This window comes from Micromonospora sp. 4G55, assembly GCF_016803375.1.
The window spans coordinates 1-16,841 of the sequence record NZ_JAEVHN010000073.1 but is presented as its reverse complement, the minus strand read 5'-3'; the positions used below and the strand labels follow the sequence as shown (position 1 = coordinate 16,841).

Here is a 16,841-nt window from a genome sequence, read left to right as displayed (position 1 = left end):
AGGCGGAGGCGGACCGGGTGGCGGCGGACAGCGCCGCCGAGGAGCGGCGCACGGCCGCCGCGCGGCGGGCGACGGCGGGTGAGAGCCGCGTGTCGACGCCGCAGGGCCGCGCGGCCCCGGCGAAGTCGACGACGGCGCGAAGTCGACCGGCGCCAAGGCCAGCGGCGAGTAACGGAGGGCTCGACCAGTGGGGCTGACCCGGGTGCAACGCGGAGCGGCGGTGACGCTCTCGCGCACGTTCTACGTGGGCGAGACGCCGACCGACGCCACCGGCGACGTCACGGTGACCGTGACGCGTCTGGACGCACCGCTGTCACCAGCGGCGCCGCCGCGCACCCGGGGCCCGCCGGCCAGTACACCTTCGCCATCCCCGGGCAGGCTCAGCTGGACGCTCTGGCGGTCGAGTGGGTCAGCAACCTGGGCCGCTACCGCGATCTGGTGGAGGTCGTCGGCGGGTTCCTCTTCGAGCTGGCCGAGGTGCGCCAGGAGCACGGCCTGTCGCTGGCGCAGCATCCGACCGAGAAGCTGATCCGCAAGCGGCTGGAGGTCGAGGTCGAGTGCGAGCGGATCTGCGGCCAGGCGTTCGTGCCCCGCTTCGAGCGCGCGATGGTGGAGAGCAGCGGCACGGATGCGCTGCTGCTGCCGCGTGTCGAGGTGCGGGCGCTGCGCGCGGTCAGCGTGGCCGGCACGGCGTGGAGCACCGGCGACGTCGCCGCCGTGGCGGTCGATTCGGCGGGCGTGCTGACGCGTCCCGCCGGCGTGTGGCCGTCCGGGCGGGTGGTCGTCGAGTACGAGCACGGCATGGACATGCCGCCGGAGGATCTGCGGACCGCGGCGATGCTGCGGCTGCGGTCGCGGGTGAACATCACCAGCTCCGGTGTGCCGGACCGGGCGATCAGCTGGTCGGCGGCGGAGGGCGGCACCTACCGGATCGCGTTGCCCTCGGGTGAGCGGACCGGCATCCCCGAGGTCGACGCGGCGTACGAGGGCTACACGATCGACGCGGGAGGCTTCGCGTGAACGCCACCAACGTCTACGTCGCGAAGAAGGCACTCTTCGACGGTCTGACCGTGCTGGCGCAACCAGGGCAACCGCTGGACGGCATCCAGGTGGCGTACGCGTTCCCCGGTGAGATCGGGCTGGAGCTGCTGTACGGCGGCGGGGTGCGGTTCACCCACAACGACGCCACGGCGGAACGCTGGGTGGTCACCGAAGAGGTGGCGCTGGTGTCGGTCTACATCCGCGTGCACCGCAAGGAACCGCGCGTGGTCGAGGCCACGGACGCCCGCGCGGCGGAGATTTTCGGCCAGATCGTCGACGTGCTCCGCGCGTACCCCCGTCTCGGCGCCGGGCTGAGCGTCACCGGCGTCACCCAGGGGCAAGGCGACTACGACCAGCCGCAGGACGAGTCCGTCAGCATCCTCGGCGTGCAGGTGCGCGTGGAGTCGGACATCACCTACGGGGGCGTGTGATGGCCGACGACAACGTGCGGGTGCACGTCGACGAACGGGCGATCCGCGAGATCGCGGCCAGCGCGGACGTGCGGGACCTGCTGATGGAGTCCGGCGAGCCGATCGAAGTCGCGGCGAAGGCCGGAGCACCCAAGCGGACCGGTGAAGGCGCGGCGTCGATCCGGCGGGAGCCCGTGCTGGACGTGGCCACCTGGGCGGTGCGGATCTCGTGGGACCGCGCCCACTACTACCTCTACTTCCATGATCGCGGCACCGAGCGTCTGCCGGCCCGCCCGTTCCTGGAGCCCGCCCTTGAGGCAGCTATCGGAGGCATCTGATGACCTTTCCCGGTATCGAACACGACCCCGACGCGCAGAAGGTCAACGAGGACCTGCTGGCGGTGGAGAAGCGCCGCCAGGAGCGCGAGGCCGAGTACGACGAGTACGTGGCCATCGCCGACATCCCCTGGGGGACCGTCCTCGCGGCGACGCCCGGCATGCGCGTGCGACGTCGACGGTGGAGCGCTTGAAGTGGGACCAGCTGGGCCTGGTCGCCAAGCGCACCAGCAAGGCGGGCCGGGAGGTGCTGGAGCGCACCGGCACCGCGACCACGGAGGAGCGCGAGCGGTGGGCGGCCGAGGACAAGGCCGCCGCCGAACGGGCCAGCGCGCCGAAGACGGCGTCCGCCGCGCGCACCACCACGCGACGGCCCCGGGCGAGCCGCGCCAAGCCGGCGGCGACGTCGACCGCACCGGCCGGTCGCACCGAGACGCCCACTGCGGAGGCACCGGCCGCCGCGGACACCACCATCCCCGAGGGAGGCGATAGCTGATGTCACTGTCGCAGGCCACACCGCTGCTGCTCCGCGAACCGGGCTTCCTGTTCCACGCCCTGCTGGCGTCGTCGGAGCCGCTGCACGCCGCCGCCGCGTCAAACTACGACGCCGACCCCTGGCCGGTGGCGTGGATTCCGTGGGGTCCGACGCAGGAGGGCTCCGTCTGGTCCCACAACATGAACGTCGAGCCGATCAGGGTGGCCGAGCTGTTCGACGCTGTGGCGTACAGCGTCACGGAGGTGACGACCACGCTGGCGTTCGCGGTCACCAACTACACGCTGCACAACCTCCGGCGGGCGATGAACGCGCCGTCGTCGCTGGTGACGACGGTGTCCGGCACCGGCGCCACGCTCAGCTCCAAGTTGGAGCCGCCGGAGCCGGAGCAGATCGTCCGGTCGATGATCGGCTGGGAATCGCTCGACCACACGCTGCGGCTGGTGGGCCGGCAGTGCCTCAACGGCGGTGAGATCACGTCCAGCTTCAACCGGGGCGCGGCGTCGGGGATCGCCACCGTGTGGAACTTCGAGCGTCCGGCGGCGGGCAAGGCCTTCGCCTGGTACGGCTCGGGCGTCGGCCGTCTGGGGGGCTGACCCATGGGACGCAGCATCGGCACTCTCGGCCGAGAGCGCGAGCCGCTCGACCTGGAGTTCACCTACTTCGACGGGCAGGTGATCCGCATCCATCCGGCCGCGACGGACGCGGTGGAGCTGGAGTTTCTGGACGCCGGCCGGGACATCGACGTGTCCGCGCTGGAGGGGGTCGACCTGTCCAAGGTCGACGCCCTCCAGCCGGACCAGCTCGTGAAGATCACGCGGACGATGGGCCAGGCGGTCGCCGCCGGCTACCGGGCCGTCCTGGACGCGTTGCGGAAGTTGATCCACCCCGAGGACTTCGACACGTACTGGCGTCTGGGCATGGAGCACGGCCAGCAGGTCCGTGACCGCATGGCCGACATCCGCGCCATCACCAACGCTGTGCTGGAGGCGACCACGGATTTTCCGCAGGGGCCGCCCGCCGGCTTGCCGCATGGGCCGACGACAACCGGGCCCGCATCCGGGGACGGCTCGTCAGCGCCGGTGCTGCTGCTGGGTGGCCCGGACCTGGAGAAGGCTCTGGCGCTGGAGCGCGGCAGGCCGGACATCCAGGAGTTCTACGTGATGCAGGCCGAGGCGGAGGAACGGGAGCGCCGGGAGAAGCGGGAGCAGGCGGCGAAGGACCGGCGGAAGCTGGCGGCGGCCGGGCTCGCCTGAGCCTCGCCGACGTGCTGGCGGTGGCGTACACGCTGCGGCTGGAAGACCTGGCCCGCGACGTGCACGCCCACACCATCGGCGCCGGCATCGCCCGAGCGCTTGGCATGGAGCAGGTCGCCGGTGACGCCGCCGACTGGGACGTGGCCAAGGCCCTCTTCGACGCCGAGCTAGCGGCGCCGCTGGCCGAGACGGCGGAACGGGACGACAGCCCGCGCGGGATCAAGCTGCGGGCCCTCGGGGTGGCGTAGCGGGAGGGAGGTGCGCACGTGGCCGGCGGCAAGAAGCTCTCCGACGCCTATGTGGAACTGCGCGCCGACGACTCCAAGCTGTCCCCGGACGTCAAGGTCAAGGCGAAGCGGATCGGCAAGGAGTTCGGCTCCCAGCTGAACAACCAGCTGCGGGCGCTCGACCTGGACCCCATCGACGTGAAGGCGGACCCGAAGTCCGCGCTGGCGTCGATCGAGACGGCACGAGGCCGCCTGCAGGACATGTCCCGCGATGCGTCCAGCGTGGAGATGCGCATCCGCACCGAACGGGCTCTCGCGCAGGTCGAGCGGTTCCGGCGGCAGCTCGGCGCCGTCGACGACAAGCCGGTAGAGCCGAAGGTCGAGACGACGCCCGCGCAGCGGGACATCGAGCAGCTGCAACGCCGGCTGTCCGCTCTCGGCATCGATCCGCCGGTCGCCATCGACGCGGACCCCCGGGCGGCGCTGGCCGCGGTGAAACGTATCGACGGCGAGCTGTCGAAGATGGCCAAGGACGCCAAGACCGTGCAGGTGCGGCTCGACGCCGAGTCGGCGCGCGGTGACCTGGCCCGGCTGCGGAAGGCCATCGGTGACGTCGGCGAGGACTCCGCGACGGGGTTCGTTGCCCGGTTCGGGGCGCGGCTGGGTCCGCTGATGGGGTCGCTGCCGGTGTCCGCGCCGCTGGTCGGCGCCGTCACCGCGGCGGGGCTCCTAGCGGCGCCGACCCTCGCCGCCATCATCTCCGGCGCGGTGGTCGGCGGCGTCGGGGTCGGCGGCGTGGTCGGCGGGGCCATCCTGGCGGCCCGGGACCCGCGCGTGAAGACGGCCGGCCAGGAGCTGGGCGGGTTCATCCTCGGGGACCTGGAGCGGCGGGCGGTCGGCTTCGTCGACCCCACGTTGGGCGGCATCGCGCGTATCCGCGCCGCGTGGATGCAGCTGGGACCCGACATCGACCGGATCTTCGCCAGCTCGCGGTTCGTGGACCCTTTGGTCGACGGCGCGGTGTCCGGGGCCCGCAAGCTGATCGGCGGAATTGCCGACGTCATCGACAAGGCCGACCCCGCTGTGGATGCCTTCGCCCGCAGCTTCGACGCCATCGGTGACGCGACCGGTGACGCGCTGACCACCCTCGCGGACGACGCCGACGAGGGTGCTGCCGCGATCGATGACCTGACCGTCGCGCTCACCCGGCTCATCGAGACCGGCGCCGGCATGGTGCACCACGCCGCGACGATCAAGGGGTGGAGCGAAGAGCTCGACGTCGCGATCGACCGCGGCCGGTACTGGCTGGAGGACATGAAGCACTACCGCGGCTGGCTGGATCTGACCGCCGATGGTTTCAAGGTCGGCAGCAAGGAGGCGTTGGCGTGGCGTGAGGCGACCCTTGGCACTGCCACCGCCGCAGACTTCGCTGCGCTCAAGTCCGCCGGGCTGACCGACGCGCAGATCGCCGCTGCGGATGCCAGCGGCACCTACCGGCAGAAGATTCACGAGGTGAACGCGGAGCTGCTCGGCACCGGCAACTCGGCGGTGGCCACCAAGGAGGACGTCGAGCAGCTGAAGGGTCAGCTCGACGAAACCGCCACCAAGTTCGCGCTGTTCGGTGAGATCGGCTCAGGCGCGATGCGGGGGCTGCTGCTCAGCAGCGGCGCGCTGACCGGGGCGATGATCGAGCAGAAGTCCAAGGCTGACCTGCTGCGCCAGGCGCATGAGGCCCTGTACGGCGCGGCGATCAAGCAGACCGAGGCCAACGAGTCGTACGAGGCGTCGTGGGACCAGCTGTCCGAGACGGTCAAGGGCAACTCCGACCAAATCGGCCGGAACAAGAACAACCTCGACCTGCACACCAAGGCCGGTCGGTCCAACCGCGACGCCCTGCAAGAGCTGCTGACCAAGAGCGGCGAGATGTACTACGCCGACATCGAAGCCGGCGTCGCCATCGATGAAGCCCGCAAGAAGCACGAGAAGCGCACGTCGGCGGTCCGCACCGAGGCCGGTCAGCTGAAGCTCAACAAAACCGAAACCGACAAGTTGATTGAGACGTACGGCCGCATCCCCCCGAAGAAGATCACGAACATCCTGATCGACGGCTTCAAGGACGTCGTCCTGGCACTGACCGACCTGTACGCCTACCAGCGGTCCCTGGCGACCGGTAAGACGATCAACGCGGCGCGTGCGGAGGTCAACGCGGCGCTGCGCGGCGGCTACGCGGGCGACCCCCGCCGTTTCAAGAAGGACGGCGGCCACATCGACGGCCCGCCGTTCGTCGGCACCGGCACGTCGGACTCCAACATGATCTGGGCGTCCAAGGGCGAGTTCATGCAGCCGACCAGCAGCGTCGACTACTACGGCGTCGCCGCTATGCAGGCGATCCGGCACAAGCAGATCCCCCGCGAGGTGTTGCAGGGGTACGCCACCGGCGGCCTCATCGACGCGCTGAAGGGCCGCAACTGGGGCTCGACGATGCGCTACGAGGTCGACGTGCACGGCGCGCGCATCCCGTCCCGCGCCGAGGTCGCATCCAAGGTGGTGCCGGAGTTCGGGGCGTGGCCGTCGAGCCCCGGCGCGCAGCGCGGCGACTCCGGAGTGTGGCGCCGCATCATGGCGCTGGTCCAAAACTCCGGCATCCCGTACACCTTCGGGAACGCCTACAGGCCCGGCGACCCGCTGTGGCACGGCAGTGGCCGCGCGGTGGACTTCATGGGCTACAACCAGGACCGCCTGGCGCGCCTGTTCATGGGGATGCAGTCGCGGGTGCTGGAGCTGATCCACCGCACCAACACCGGCGACTACGCCATCAGCCGCGGCCGGCGCACCAGCATGCCGACGCAGCTGCCCTTGCACCGCAACCACCTGCACGTCGCCATGGACTCCGGCGGCGCGCTGAAGCCCGGATGGAACCCGCCGATCTACAACGGCACCGGCAGGTGGGAGCCGGTCACCCCGGCTCCGGTGATGGACCAGATGGTGGCGCGGCTGGACCGGCTGATCGAGGCGGTGGAGCGGCGGCTGATCGACGCAGTGGAGCGGATCGGTCCGGCGGTGGCCGGGGAGCTGACCGGCGGGGTGGCGGCGTCGCGGCAGATCGGGAGGGTCGAGGGATGGCGACGCTGATCCTGTCCCGGGTGTGGATCAACCGCCTGGACACCGGCGAGGCCGTGAACGCGCAGTCGTGGGACCGGACGCAGGACTACGACATGGACGGGGACGTCGGCACCTACGCCGGCGGCCGGCAGCGGTCGATCAGCGTGGAGGGGGAACGGGGCAGCTTCGGGTGCACGCTGCGGCGGGTGTCGCTGGCAACGATTCTCACGCTGCGGGAGTGGAAGGGTCTGCCGGTGCAGGTCCGCGACCACCGGGGCCAGCTGTGGGTGGGGGTGTACTTGCGCGTGGTCCCGATCGAGCAGTCGGACCCCGCCTGGTACGACGCGGCACTGACCGTGCGCACCGTCGACGCCCCCGAGGGGGTGTGACGTGCAGCCGCTGACCGCCTCGCCGCGCGAGCACCTGACCGCCGCGCAGGTGGAGGCGCTGATCGTGGACGCGCCAGGTCTGATCGTCGGGTACGGGGCGGAGCTGGTCGACCAGGCGCTGACCGTGCTGGCGGACCTCTCCCCGGACCTGCGCGGCGGGTCGTGTCGCGCAGTTCCTACGCGGAGCTGCACGGCACCGCGAACCTGGGGATCAGCGCCGAGCTGGACTGGGGGCGGGCGATCGTCCGCCCGTACATGACCCTCGCCGACGGTCTGATCACCGCCCGGTTCAACCTCGGCGCGTACTACGCCAACACCTCGCAGCGGGGCCTGCGGGAGACGCCGGTGACGTACGACGTGGCCGGGTACGACATCCTCCACGCCCTGACCGACCCGGTGGGCGAGACGTACGCCATCGACGCGGGTGTGCCCTACCTGACCGCGGTCGAGGACATCCTGATCCAGCAAGGGTTCGTGCAGTACATCATCGACCCAACGGCCGCGGCGTCGACGCTGCCGGCGCCGAAGGTGTGGCCGTTCGTCGAACGGACCACCTGGTTGACAGTCGTCAACGAGCTGCTGTCATCGGTCGGCTACGCCGGCGTCTGGTCGGACTGGGAGGGCCGGCCCCGTTGCCACCCCTACCAGCCCCCGCGACAGCGGCCATCGGAGTGGCCGTACGAGGCGGACGGTGACCGGTCGACGATTACCCCGGACCGCACGATCACGCGCGACCTCTTCGCGACCCCGAATCGGTGGGTGTTCTACCAGAGCAACAACACCGAGACGAGTCCGGTCGAGGGCAACGGCATGTGGACCTACATCAACCAGTCCGACGGGCCGACCAGCGTCGACGCCCGGGATCGGGTGATCTCCAAGGTCGTGCCCCTGGAGGCCGCCGACCATGCGTCGCTGGTGCGGCAGGCGCAGGAGCGCATCGACGCGGACATGCGGGGCTCCATGACCTACACCGCGTCGACGTCGCCCAACCCCCTGCATTGGCACTTCGACCGGATCTGGGTCAACGACCCGAAGGCCGGCGCACCCATGGACATGCTCGCCACGCAGTGGACGCTGCGCTGGGCACGGGGCCGATGACGCACGAATGGCAGGCGCTGTGAGCCGCTTCGACCTGGAGCTGATGCGGCAGACCGACGAACGGATCGCCGCGGCCCTGCCGCCGCAGACCGGCCGGATGGGCCGCGCGGTCACGGTCGACCCGAACACCACGGCGTGCACGGTGATCTTCGACGGGTCGGTGATCGCCGCGCCGGTCAAGCGCTTCGCGAACGTGACCGTCCGGCCCGGCGACCGGGTGGGGTTGCAGCTCCAGGAGGCCGAATGGGTGGTGATCGGCGCATACACCGATCCGCTCGGCGACGCGTCCATCGAGACGCTGGGCACCGCGCTGGGTTCCATTACCAGCACGAGCAACCAGCTGGTGGCTGGCGCCAGCACCACCATCGCCAAGGCGGCGGATGTCACCCGGATGCGGGTGACCGTCCACGGCGGCGGCTGGGCAGCCGCCGGCACGGCCCCCTTTGAAGTGTTCTACGGGGTGCGGATCTCCCGGGCGTCGCCGGCGTTCTCCGCCGACTACGACGTGGGCCGCTACTTCCTCAATGTCGCCTCGGACCACAGGGCGTGGTCGGCCTTCCGCACGCTGCCGGCCATCGCCGGCGGCTCGTACACCATGCAGCTGTACCTGCGGAACAGTGCGGCCGCCAAGCAGACCAACCTGGGGGTCGAGGACACCTGGTCGATCAAGTGGGAAGAGATTCGCTGACATGGCGCAGATCGCGACGACCACACAGGCTGACCCGCTGGGCACACCGGCCAACACCCGGGTCGACAGGGACCCGCGCACCGGCTACCTGTACGCGCTGATCCGCAGCACCACTGCCAACACCTGGGACCTCTACAAGAGCACCAACGGCGGTGGCGCCTGGTCGCTTCACCTGTCCCTGCTGCGCACGGCCATCCAGGAGATGGGCAGCACGTTCATCTCCAACGACGGGCACCTCTACCTCAGCTACAGGACGCACGAGGGCAACCAGGACCGGATCTACTTCCGCCGGGCGCGGTTGGACAACCCGGTGTGGGGGCCGGAGACCTTGACGGGGCGGCCGGACAACGGCGGCACCGCGGGCGCGATCCACGCCGGGATGGACATCCAGCTGGTCGGCGGCGGCACCCGGTGGATGTGGATCGTCATCTGCGTGGGCACCACCTTCGGGGGCACGTCGGGGATCACGCTGTACGGGGTGCTGCTGGACCAGCCGGCCGGCACTCACACCTACAGCAACGCGTTCCTGACCGGGAAGCGGCAGTGGATGGACATCACCGGGACCGGCCGGATCGTGCCGTCGGTGGACATCGAGCACGACGGGTCCGGCAAGGTGTCCGACACTCCGCACCTGTGGATCGCCTACGGCCGCACCGAGCTGCGCATGGTCAAGCTCTCCTGGGGCGGGGCGGGCTGGACCGGACCGCCGACCACGCAGCTGCTGCAGAGCGGCCTGGCCGCGCAGGACGGCATCGTCGGCCGGTGGGACGGTGCCCGGTGGCTGATGGCGGTGCCGCATCCCACCGCCACCGACACGGTGCTGCTGGTGGAGCGCGACCGCGGCAACACCGGCACCGTCCTGCGGCAGACGCCGGCGCACCCGGCCGGGGTGGTCCGGACCGTGGGCCTGTCGTACAGCCGGGTCATCGGCCGTAGCACCACCGAGGCCACGCGGGTGTTCGCGGTCGGCACCGCCAACGCCGACTTGCATTTCGTGGACTACATCCGGGCCAGCGGCACGTGGACCAGCTGGACGACGGTGACGACCACAGACGTGCTCGGCACACCTCCGGCGCAGTTCAGCGTCCGGCGGGGCGCGGCCACCGCCCCGGTGACAGGGTCCGGGCAGGCCGTCGTGGCCGACGCCCGGCACACGGTGGCGATCGCGCACGCCGGCACGCCGAACACCGTCGTCTCCTACCACCAGACGGTGGGCTACTCCCCGGACACCCCGACCTGGGATGTGACCGCGATCGGGGTCAACAACGGCTCGGCCGCCGAGGTCACCTCGGCGCTGGCCCTCGACTGGGTGTTCTCCGACCCGGACCCGGCGGACGTCCAGTCCGCGTGGGCGCTGTCCCGGCAGATCGGCACCGGCACCATCCAGTACCTGCGCGCGAGTGACAGCACCTGGCAGGCCGCCGAGGTCAAGAACGTGGGTGCGACCAGCGCAAGGACGCTCGCCGCCGGCTGGGGCCTCACCTCCGACGCTGCGCACGCGTACCGCGTCAAGGTGTGGGACGGCGCCGACACGGCCAGCCTCTACAGCGACGCGTTCGTGGTCCTGCCCAGCGGCAAGGTCAACCCCGTCGTCACCTCCCCGACCGAGGGTCAGACCATCACCACCGACAGGTGACCGTCACCTGGACCGCCGCCGAGCAGACCGCCTACAAGGTGAAGCTGATCATCTTCGGTGAGACGTTGCACGACTCCGGATGGCGGTCCGACACCGCCACCAGCTATCTGGTGCCGTGGGTCCTCGCGAACGGGTTCAACTACACGCTGCACGTCCAGACCCGGAACCTGAAGGGCCTCGCCAGCGACGTGGTGGCCCGCAACTTCGGGGTGTCCTTCATCGAGCCGCCGAGGGCGTTCCTGGCGATCGCGCCGCAGCCCGCCGCCGGGGTGATCCGCGCGACGATCACCAACCCCACGCCGGCCGGCACGGAGCCGGTGCTGGTGTCGCAGGAGCTGTGGCGCCGGCCCGTCACGTCGCCGATCATCAACGCCAACCCTGGTTTCGAGGGCGGCAGCACCGCCGGGTGGGGTCCGGCTGTCGGTGGCACCGGCGCGCCGTCGACGGAACAGGCGCAGAGTGGCAGCTGGTCGTACAAGGTCATCCCCGACGGGGTGTCGGGCATCGCGTACGCGGAGACCATCAAGCTGCCCTGCACGGAAGGGCTGACGTACGACGCCTACGGCTGGATCAGGGCCGTCACGGCGAACAAACCCACGGCCGTCTTCCTGCGCTGGTACGACGCGGGCGGGGCCCTGCTGGGCGCCACCATCACCACCGTCCTGCCCCCGACCGCGGGGGTGTGGCGCGCCCGCTCCCAGCTCGGGGTCGCCCCCGCCGGCGCGACGCAGATGACCCTGTGCGCCGGCGTCGGCTCCACCCCCGCCGCCGGCGACATCATCTACGTCGACGAGCTGCGCATCCGCGTCGCCGACCCGTCCAACGGCATCCGCATCGCCGCCGGCCTACCCGCCGGCGCGGTCGTCGACGACTGGCGGCGGGTGGTGTCCGGCGTCGAGTACGAGTACCGGGCCGTCGTCCGCGGCGCCAACGGGGCGTCGAGCTTCGCTCTGTGGACGCCGTGATGCATTGCTGCCTGTGTTATGCCTGGCTTGCTGGGCGTACCCTGCCAAGCTATGAGGATCATCGCTGTCGTCGCGGTGCTGATGGCCGCGCACGTGCCCCCCGCCTCGCCGGTCGGGGCGGTCGCCCCGCGATCTGTGGCCGTCGTGAACGCGTCGACTAGCGCCGCGGAGATGAACGCCCGCACCACGGAGATCACCGGCCTCGGTGACCTGTTCGATGGGTTCCGGACGGCGCCGCTGGAGGATGGCCGCTGGCTCTCCTTCACCGGCGACGCCACCGCGGAGGACGGCCAGGTGTGGCCGGTGTACGACAACGCCGCGGTGGTCTGGGATCAGGGGACGCAGCGACGTGTCCAGTCGCTGTGGCCCGGCGGGCACTTCTTCCCGAGGTGGCCGGACGGGTCGGAGTTCTGGCCGGGGCAGTTCCTGGTATCCGGCACGCAGGTGTACGTCATCGGCTCCCGGGTGAAGACCTACCCCGGCGTGATGCAGTGGACGGCGCTCGGCGCGTACGGCGCCACGGTGGAGGTGCCGGCCGGCGGCGACCCGCTGTTCCTGCGGTACTGGCCCACCCCGTCGAGCGGGCTCGACGACACGGCCGTGCAGTGGTCCGGCGCCATCGCCGCCGACGACTCGTACGTCTACGTCCACGGCCTGAGGGACCGTCCGGACGCCTACCACGCGAGGGACGGCGGATACGTCGCGCGGGTGCCGCTCGGGTGGCTGGAGATCCCGCACCGCTGGCAGTTCTGGACCGGCTCGACGTGGTCCCGCTACGACGACAATGCGGTGCCGACCATCCCCCTCGGCGCGGCTGGCACGAACGGCACCAGCTCGGCGTACACCCTCCACCGCACGGCGGTGGGCGAGTGGCAGGTGACCACGAAGCGGGGCGGTGACCTCGCATCGGGTCTGGGCCGCTACGTGGCGCCGAGCCCCTGGGGGCCGTGGTCGTGGCAGCAGCTCCTGCCGGACTCCGCGGTCTGCTCGATGGACTGCTACTTGACCGGTGCGGCGCCGGGCATCCCCACGACGTCGGGGCAGCTGCTCGTGCAGTGGTCGCGGACGAACAGCTCCCCGGTCTGGGCGGAGGTGCCGCAGTGACGTCGGCGCCGAGCAACCTGCTGGCCGCGCGCCGGCTGCTGATCGACCACCTCAACATCGTCGCGGACACCGTCCGCGACGACGACCTGGAGCCGGGTGAGGTCGGCATCGTCGGGGACCCGGCGCACCGCGGCGGCTACCACTGCGGCTCCGACCGGGTGGTCACCAACGACTACTCGGTGGTCGAGTCCAAGCGGGACTCCGCTGGCCTGACGCTCTTCGCGTCGGCGCTGGACGTCGGCATCTTCGAGGTCCGCTCCGGCGGCCGGACCCACAACCTGCGCACGTTCTCCACCTGGTGCGTCGCCCAGTGCGTGGCGAACACCCCGGACAGCCGCGACATCCGCGAGGTCATCTACAGCCCGGACGGCAAGGTGGTCCGCCGCTTCGACCGGCTGGGCCGGCGGTCGAGTGGCGACGACTCCCACCTGTACCACACCCACTTCTCCTACTTCCGCGACTCGACGCGGGCGAACCGAGACCAGACGCCGCTGTTCCGGCGGTACCTGACGACGATCGGGCTGCTGCCCGGGGGAGGTCAGTTCCTCATGTTCTGCAAGCAGGGCGACGCCGGCGAGCACGTCCAGTCACTCCAGTACCGGCTCCAGCTGCTCGGCTACTACAAGGGGGCGCTGGACGGTGCCTACGGTCCGGCGACGACCGCCGCTGTGAAGGCGTGCCGCGCGGTGGTGGGTTCCAAGCAGGACGGCACCGTGTACGACGCGCACGCGCAAGTGCAGATCGACCTGGTGTGGGCGCGGAAGTTCGGCGGCGAGCCGGGCATCGCCGCGCTGGCCGGGCGGGTCAAGGCGCTGGAGGACCGGCAGCTGCCGCCGCCGACCGGCGGCGTCGCGCTACCGGCGCAGGTGGTCATCACCGGCACCCTGTCGGCGGCGGAGTAGCCCCGTGACGTTGCAGACGTGGATCGCCGCTGGCGTCGTTCTCGGCGTGGTCAGCTCGGCGCTGGTGCTGGCCGGGCTGATCGGCCGGCCACTGCGCAAGCTGGCCCGGCAGAACGACCAGTTCCGTGAGGACTGGTACGGGATGCCGGCCCGGCCGGGCCGGGATGCCGTACCCGGTGTGCCGGAGCGGCTGGCCCGCATCGAGCAGGAGTTCCGCACGAACGGGGGGTCGACGCTGCGGGACGCGATCGGCCGGCTGGAGACACGGCTGGAAGACCACATCCGATCCCACAATGGAGGCACCAGCAATGGCTGATCCGGCAACGACAACGCAGGCCCGGCACCCGTGGCGGGCGGTGCTGCGCACCATCGCCGCGTACATCCCACCGACCGCGATCATGCTGCCCGAGGCGGCGAAGGCCGCCGGTGTCGAGCGGGTGGCGTGGGTCGCGGCGATCCTCGCGGTGGCCGGCGGCATCACCCGCGTCCTGGCGGTGCCGTCCGTGAACCGGTTCTTCCAGCAGGTGTTCCCGCCGCTGGCCGCCGCGCCGGCGTGGAAGCCGCCTAGGGAGCCGTGAACCAGGTGTGGCCCCGGCAACCGGCCCGCCTGACAAGCGCGAACGCCCCCACCGTCGGGTGGGGGCGTTCGTCGTTTCCCGGGTCAGTCGCGGGCGGCCAGCCACCCGTCGCACCGCTTGACGAAGTCGTCGTGACCGTCGAGCGTCGTCGGGGCCTGCTCCTGGGAGTTCCACTTCCACACGTCCAGCTGCGCGATCGGCTCGCCGCTGCCGACCTTGCCCTTGGGCCACACGTAGATGTAGGGCTGCGCGCCGATGGCGGAATCGCGCCGGACCCACGTGAAGGCGACGTCGGCACCTTCGGGCTCGTAGCGGAGGGCGTTGTCGGTGACCAGCGGGCGGGGCATGGTGTCCTCCTGGACGCAGACGATGCGGGCGGCGGGCTTGCCGTTGCGGGTGAGGATGATGTCGGTGCCCTGCTGGGCGGCGGTGACGAGGTCACCGAGCCGCTTGCGGGCTTCCTCGATTCCGACCTCTTTGCTGCTCATGCCGATAACCTTAAGGTCTGGACGCGCGCCGCGTCAACAGAAACCTTAAGGTTTCTCCAACGGGAAGCGCCCCCGCTGGCTTCGGCCGGCGGGCGCGCTTCGTCGTCTCCGGGTCACCCGGCTCCGGTCGTCCTGGCCACTGTCGCCGATGTGGTCGTCCACCGGTCCCATCCCTCACGTTGCACCCAGCAGTGGTAGGTGCCGCCGACCAGCAGGCCCCGCCCGTCCCGCATCACCAGCTGGCCCGACACGCCGTACGACTTGTCCTGGCGGACGACCGCGGCCCGGCCGATGAAGCTCGCGCTGTAGGACGTCTGCGCGCGGATCGCGTCGTGGCACCGCTCGGTCGCCGCGCCGTCGCCGGACACCGCGCTGCTGACCCTGACGGCGATGAGCAGCAGAGCGCCGACCACGACGACAATCGACGCGACGCCGGCCGGGGTCGTCCAGAACTTCTTGCGCGGCGGCGGCACCACGGGCGGGTGGAGCGCCCATCCGCCAGGTGGTGGCGGTGGCGGCGTGGCGGTCATGTCCGGCACCGTACTCGCGCTGGTCAATGGTCACCAGGTACGACAGGGGCGGAACCACCCTCCCGGGGGCCGGGGAGGGGTCGGGTGTTCCGCCCCTGTCGTGTGGACACTCGCACCGCGCATCCGGTCTACATGCGCCGGTCAGGTACACGGTGTTACGTCTGGTCGCGGTCCGGTCGGGTCATGTCGCGCAGCGCGTCTTGCGGCGCCGCTCGACGCAGGTAGTCCCGGCGCAGCCGGCGGCGGTCGCGGCGGCATCGCTGGCGGGCCCATGGCATCGGCCAGATCCGGTCGCAGATCCAGCACCGCCAGGGGCTCGCCGAGCCCGCCATAAGGCGCACGGTACGCCGGGGGCACACGGTCCGCTACCAGGACGGCCGGCGGTTGCCCGGGTATCCCTTGGACAGGTCGAGCAGCCGTCGTACCTGGTAGGACAGGACGCGGCCCTGTCCGAGGGACAGCACCACTTCCCGGCTGCCGCTCTCGCCGTCGACGACGGTGAGGGACAGCATCGGGTCCACGCCGGGGCCGAGCGTCTGGGTGAGTGCCACGTCGGCGATCACGGCCTCCGGTTGGCCGGTCACGACCGGCAGCCGCACGGACCGGTGTCGGCCACGGCCAGGACAGTCGGCGCGGTCGCACCATGCGGGGTGGTCGACGTCGACCGGGTCGGTGAGGTGGCCGGTGGCGTAGACGTACACGTAGCCGCAGGGCCGCTCGACGTCGGGGGCTAGGGGTACGGTCTCGGCGGACATGCCGGCGGCTTCGATGGCGGCGATGGTGGGGCCGGTGTGCTCGGAGCAGGTGTACGCGTTCGCGTCGAGCGACCGCGCCGAGTACACCTCGATGCGTGTTGTCGCCTGCACTCCGCACGTGGGCAGTGTGATGGGTAGGGTCTTCATGGGTCGACCTCCCGGGGTCGATCAAGGCCCCGGGTTGGCGCTGATACCGCTGGCTCGGGGCCGCCTACGTTGTGATCCGTCAAACGTACAGCGTGTGTACGTCCATCCACTAGACGTATAGATACTGGACATCCCCGGACACGTACAGCGTCAGTGCGTGCCTACTCTCTCGGATCATGACCAGTCCGCTGTCCAATGTGCCGTTGTACCGGCAGTTGGCGGACCTGCTGGCCGAGCAGATCGAGCGCGGCAAGCTGCGCCCCGGGCAGCCGTTGCCGAGTGAGCTGCACTTGCAGCAGACGTACAACGTCAGTCGCGGCACGGTGCGGATGGCGATGCAGGAGCTGCGTAACCGCGGTTTGGTGGTCACCGTGCATGCGCGCGGCACGTTCGTCGCGGGGTAGTGGCCGCCGCCTGACTTGTCGCGGCTAGAAGGCATTGTTGCCTAACTAATCGATCTTGCGCCATCTGCGGAAGGCGGATGGTGCAGGTTGCAAGTTGCGCTCCGTTGAGGTCTCGTCACTCACGTGCAGAGAGCGCGGGGACACTTACGGTTGAAGACGTACATGATCTGTACGTCTGCCGCCGGGGCGCTCGGAGCGCTCGCGCTGCCGGCCGCCGCTCATGCCGAGCCGTCGCCGCTGCCGTCCCCGAGCGTGGACGACCTGCCGCTGCCGTCGCCGACCGAGCTGCCGCT

General features: G+C 70.8%; 25 protein-coding genes. 21 read left to right on the top strand and 4 right to left on the bottom strand.

Annotated features, from left to right (window positions below):
• From JNW89_RS09445 to JNW89_RS09350, 20 genes are all read left to right on the top strand, one after another.
• Window positions 1-197 (top strand): hypothetical protein (locus JNW89_RS09445; protein ID WP_375155068.1); only part of this gene is annotated, 197 nt, incomplete at its 5' end.
• A 241-nt stretch (window positions 198-438) separates the two neighbouring features.
• The gene (locus tag JNW89_RS09440) at window positions 439-1,020 is read left to right on the top strand and encodes a hypothetical protein (RefSeq protein ID WP_238448588.1); all 582 of its coding nucleotides are present in this window, start codon (window positions 439-441) and stop codon (window positions 1,018-1,020) included.
• Window positions 1,017-1,472: a hypothetical protein gene (locus JNW89_RS09435; RefSeq protein WP_238448587.1), complete on the top strand. Its 456-nt coding sequence runs from the start codon at window positions 1,017-1,019 to the stop codon at window positions 1,470-1,472. The genes JNW89_RS09440 and JNW89_RS09435 overlap by 4 nt, the downstream gene beginning before the upstream one ends.
• Window positions 1,472-1,789, top strand: coding sequence for an HK97-gp10 family putative phage morphogenesis protein (locus JNW89_RS09430; RefSeq protein WP_238448586.1), 318 nt, complete (start codon window positions 1,472-1,474; stop codon window positions 1,787-1,789). Before JNW89_RS09435 ends, JNW89_RS09430 begins: the two co-directional genes overlap by 1 nt.
• Window positions 1,789-1,980 (top strand): hypothetical protein, encoded by a 192-nt coding sequence (locus JNW89_RS09425; RefSeq protein ID WP_238448585.1) that lies wholly within the window; start codon window positions 1,789-1,791, stop codon window positions 1,978-1,980. Before JNW89_RS09430 ends, JNW89_RS09425 begins: the two co-directional genes overlap by 1 nt.
• Window positions 1,977-2,282, top strand: a complete 306-nt coding sequence (locus JNW89_RS09420; protein ID WP_238448584.1) for a hypothetical protein — start codon at window positions 1,977-1,979, stop codon at window positions 2,280-2,282. Before JNW89_RS09425 ends, JNW89_RS09420 begins: the two co-directional genes overlap by 4 nt.
• Window positions 2,282-2,875: a hypothetical protein gene (locus JNW89_RS09415; RefSeq protein WP_238448583.1), complete on the top strand. Its 594-nt coding sequence runs from the start codon at window positions 2,282-2,284 to the stop codon at window positions 2,873-2,875. The genes JNW89_RS09420 and JNW89_RS09415 overlap by 1 nt, the downstream gene beginning before the upstream one ends.
• A 3-nt stretch (window positions 2,876-2,878) precedes the next feature.
• Window positions 2,879-3,535: a hypothetical protein gene (locus tag JNW89_RS09410; RefSeq protein WP_238448582.1), complete on the top strand. Its 657-nt coding sequence runs from the start codon at window positions 2,879-2,881 to the stop codon at window positions 3,533-3,535.
• Between the two features lie 11 nt (window positions 3,536-3,546).
• On the top strand, window positions 3,547-3,783 hold the full coding sequence (locus JNW89_RS09405; RefSeq protein WP_238448581.1) for a hypothetical protein: 237 nt from the start codon (window positions 3,547-3,549) through the stop codon (window positions 3,781-3,783).
• An 18-nt stretch (window positions 3,784-3,801) separates the two neighbouring features.
• Window positions 3,802-6,894 carry a hypothetical protein gene (locus JNW89_RS09400; protein ID WP_238448580.1) on the top strand — a complete coding sequence of 1,031 codons (3,093 nt, stop codon included), beginning with the start codon at window positions 3,802-3,804 and terminating at the stop codon, window positions 6,892-6,894.
• Window positions 6,882-7,253, top strand: coding sequence for a hypothetical protein (locus JNW89_RS09395; protein ID WP_238448579.1), 372 nt, complete (start codon window positions 6,882-6,884; stop codon window positions 7,251-7,253). The genes JNW89_RS09400 and JNW89_RS09395 overlap by 13 nt, the downstream gene beginning before the upstream one ends.
• 1 nt (window position 7,254) lies before the next feature.
• Window positions 7,255-7,512 carry a hypothetical protein gene (locus JNW89_RS09390; RefSeq protein ID WP_238448578.1) on the top strand — a complete coding sequence of 86 codons (258 nt, stop codon included), beginning with the start codon at window positions 7,255-7,257 and terminating at the stop codon, window positions 7,510-7,512.
• Window positions 7,416-8,351, top strand: coding sequence for a hypothetical protein (locus tag JNW89_RS09385; RefSeq protein ID WP_238448577.1), 936 nt, complete (start codon window positions 7,416-7,418; stop codon window positions 8,349-8,351). The genes JNW89_RS09390 and JNW89_RS09385 overlap by 97 nt, the downstream gene beginning before the upstream one ends.
• 7 nt (window positions 8,352-8,358) lie before the next feature.
• On the top strand, window positions 8,359-9,039 hold the full coding sequence (locus JNW89_RS09380) for a hypothetical protein (RefSeq protein ID WP_238448576.1): 681 nt from the start codon (window positions 8,359-8,361) through the stop codon (window positions 9,037-9,039).
• Window position 9,040: 1 nt separating this feature from the next.
• A complete protein-coding gene (locus JNW89_RS09375; RefSeq protein ID WP_238448575.1) occupies window positions 9,041-10,675 on the top strand; it encodes a hypothetical protein in 1,635 nt (544 codons plus the stop codon).
• The gene (locus JNW89_RS09370) at window positions 10,672-11,640 is read left to right on the top strand and encodes a hypothetical protein (protein WP_238448574.1); all 969 of its coding nucleotides are present in this window, start codon (window positions 10,672-10,674) and stop codon (window positions 11,638-11,640) included. Before JNW89_RS09375 ends, JNW89_RS09370 begins: the two co-directional genes overlap by 4 nt.
• 51 nt (window positions 11,641-11,691) lie before the next feature.
• Entirely contained in the window at window positions 11,692-12,744 is a 1,053-nt protein-coding gene (locus tag JNW89_RS09365) for a DUF4185 domain-containing protein (RefSeq protein WP_238448573.1), read from the top strand.
• Entirely contained in the window at window positions 12,741-13,646 is a 906-nt protein-coding gene (locus tag JNW89_RS09360; RefSeq protein ID WP_238448572.1) for a peptidoglycan-binding protein, read from the top strand. Before JNW89_RS09365 ends, JNW89_RS09360 begins: the two co-directional genes overlap by 4 nt.
• A 4-nt stretch (window positions 13,647-13,650) precedes the next feature.
• Window positions 13,651-13,962, top strand: a complete 312-nt coding sequence (locus JNW89_RS09355) for a hypothetical protein (protein WP_238448571.1) — start codon at window positions 13,651-13,653, stop codon at window positions 13,960-13,962.
• Window positions 13,955-14,224, top strand: coding sequence for a hypothetical protein (locus tag JNW89_RS09350; RefSeq protein WP_238448570.1), 270 nt, complete (start codon window positions 13,955-13,957; stop codon window positions 14,222-14,224). Before JNW89_RS09355 ends, JNW89_RS09350 begins: the two co-directional genes overlap by 8 nt.
• A gap of 83 nt (window positions 14,225-14,307) precedes the next feature.
• Here JNW89_RS09350 and JNW89_RS09345 read toward each other — a convergent pair whose 3' ends face one another.
• From JNW89_RS09345 to JNW89_RS09330, 4 genes are all read right to left on the bottom strand, one after another.
• The gene (locus tag JNW89_RS09345; protein ID WP_238448569.1) at window positions 14,308-14,712 is read right to left on the bottom strand and encodes a type II toxin-antitoxin system Phd/YefM family antitoxin; all 405 of its coding nucleotides are present in this window, start codon (window positions 14,710-14,712) and stop codon (window positions 14,308-14,310) included.
• Window positions 14,713-14,825: 113 nt separating this feature from the next.
• A complete protein-coding gene (locus tag JNW89_RS09340; protein ID WP_238448568.1) occupies window positions 14,826-15,242 on the bottom strand; it encodes a hypothetical protein in 417 nt (138 codons plus the stop codon).
• Window positions 15,243-15,397: 155 nt separating this feature from the next.
• Complete coding sequence (locus JNW89_RS09335; RefSeq protein ID WP_238448567.1) at window positions 15,398-15,574, bottom strand: hypothetical protein; 177 nt, start codon at window positions 15,572-15,574, stop codon at window positions 15,398-15,400.
• A 33-nt stretch (window positions 15,575-15,607) separates the two neighbouring features.
• On the bottom strand, window positions 15,608-16,144 hold the full coding sequence (locus tag JNW89_RS09330; protein ID WP_238448566.1) for a hypothetical protein: 537 nt from the start codon (window positions 16,142-16,144) through the stop codon (window positions 15,608-15,610).
• 176 nt (window positions 16,145-16,320) lie between these two features.
• Between JNW89_RS09330 and JNW89_RS09325 the strand changes: the two genes are divergently transcribed.
• Entirely contained in the window at window positions 16,321-16,548 is a 228-nt protein-coding gene (locus JNW89_RS09325; protein WP_238448565.1) for a GntR family transcriptional regulator, read from the top strand.
• Window positions 16,549-16,841: the final 293 nt, after the last annotated feature.

Bases quoted from the DNA above. Each gene is read 5' to 3' on its own strand.
- JNW89_RS09430 (WP_238448586.1), top strand. From the start codon at position 1,472: ATGGCCGACGACAACGTGCGGGTGCACGTCGACGAACGGGCGATCCGC.
- JNW89_RS09425 (WP_238448585.1), top strand. From the start codon at position 1,789: ATGACCTTTCCCGGTATCGAACACGACCCCGACGCGCAGAAGGTCAAC.
- JNW89_RS09415 (WP_238448583.1), top strand. From the start codon at position 2,282: ATGTCACTGTCGCAGGCCACACCGCTGCTGCTCCGCGAACCGGGCTTC.
- JNW89_RS09410 (WP_238448582.1), top strand. From the start codon at position 2,879: ATGGGACGCAGCATCGGCACTCTCGGCCGAGAGCGCGAGCCGCTCGAC.
- JNW89_RS09395 (WP_238448579.1), top strand. From the start codon at position 6,882: ATGGCGACGCTGATCCTGTCCCGGGTGTGGATCAACCGCCTGGACACC.
- JNW89_RS09380 (WP_238448576.1), top strand. From the start codon at position 8,359: ATGGCAGGCGCTGTGAGCCGCTTCGACCTGGAGCTGATGCGGCAGACC.
- JNW89_RS09375 (WP_238448575.1), top strand. From the start codon at position 9,041: ATGGCGCAGATCGCGACGACCACACAGGCTGACCCGCTGGGCACACCG.
- JNW89_RS09365 (WP_238448573.1), top strand. From the start codon at position 11,692: ATGAGGATCATCGCTGTCGTCGCGGTGCTGATGGCCGCGCACGTGCCC.
- JNW89_RS09350 (WP_238448570.1), top strand. From the start codon at position 13,955: ATGGCTGATCCGGCAACGACAACGCAGGCCCGGCACCCGTGGCGGGCG.
- JNW89_RS09345 (WP_238448569.1), bottom strand. From the start codon at position 14,712: ATGAGCAGCAAAGAGGTCGGAATCGAGGAAGCCCGCAAGCGGCTCGGT.
- JNW89_RS09340 (WP_238448568.1), bottom strand. From the start codon at position 15,242: ATGACCGCCACGCCGCCACCGCCACCACCTGGCGGATGGGCGCTCCAC.
- JNW89_RS09335 (WP_238448567.1), bottom strand. From the start codon at position 15,574: ATGGCGGGCTCGGCGAGCCCCTGGCGGTGCTGGATCTGCGACCGGATC.
- JNW89_RS09330 (WP_238448566.1), bottom strand. From the start codon at position 16,144: ATGAAGACCCTACCCATCACACTGCCCACGTGCGGAGTGCAGGCGACA.
- JNW89_RS09325 (WP_238448565.1), top strand. From the start codon at position 16,321: ATGACCAGTCCGCTGTCCAATGTGCCGTTGTACCGGCAGTTGGCGGAC.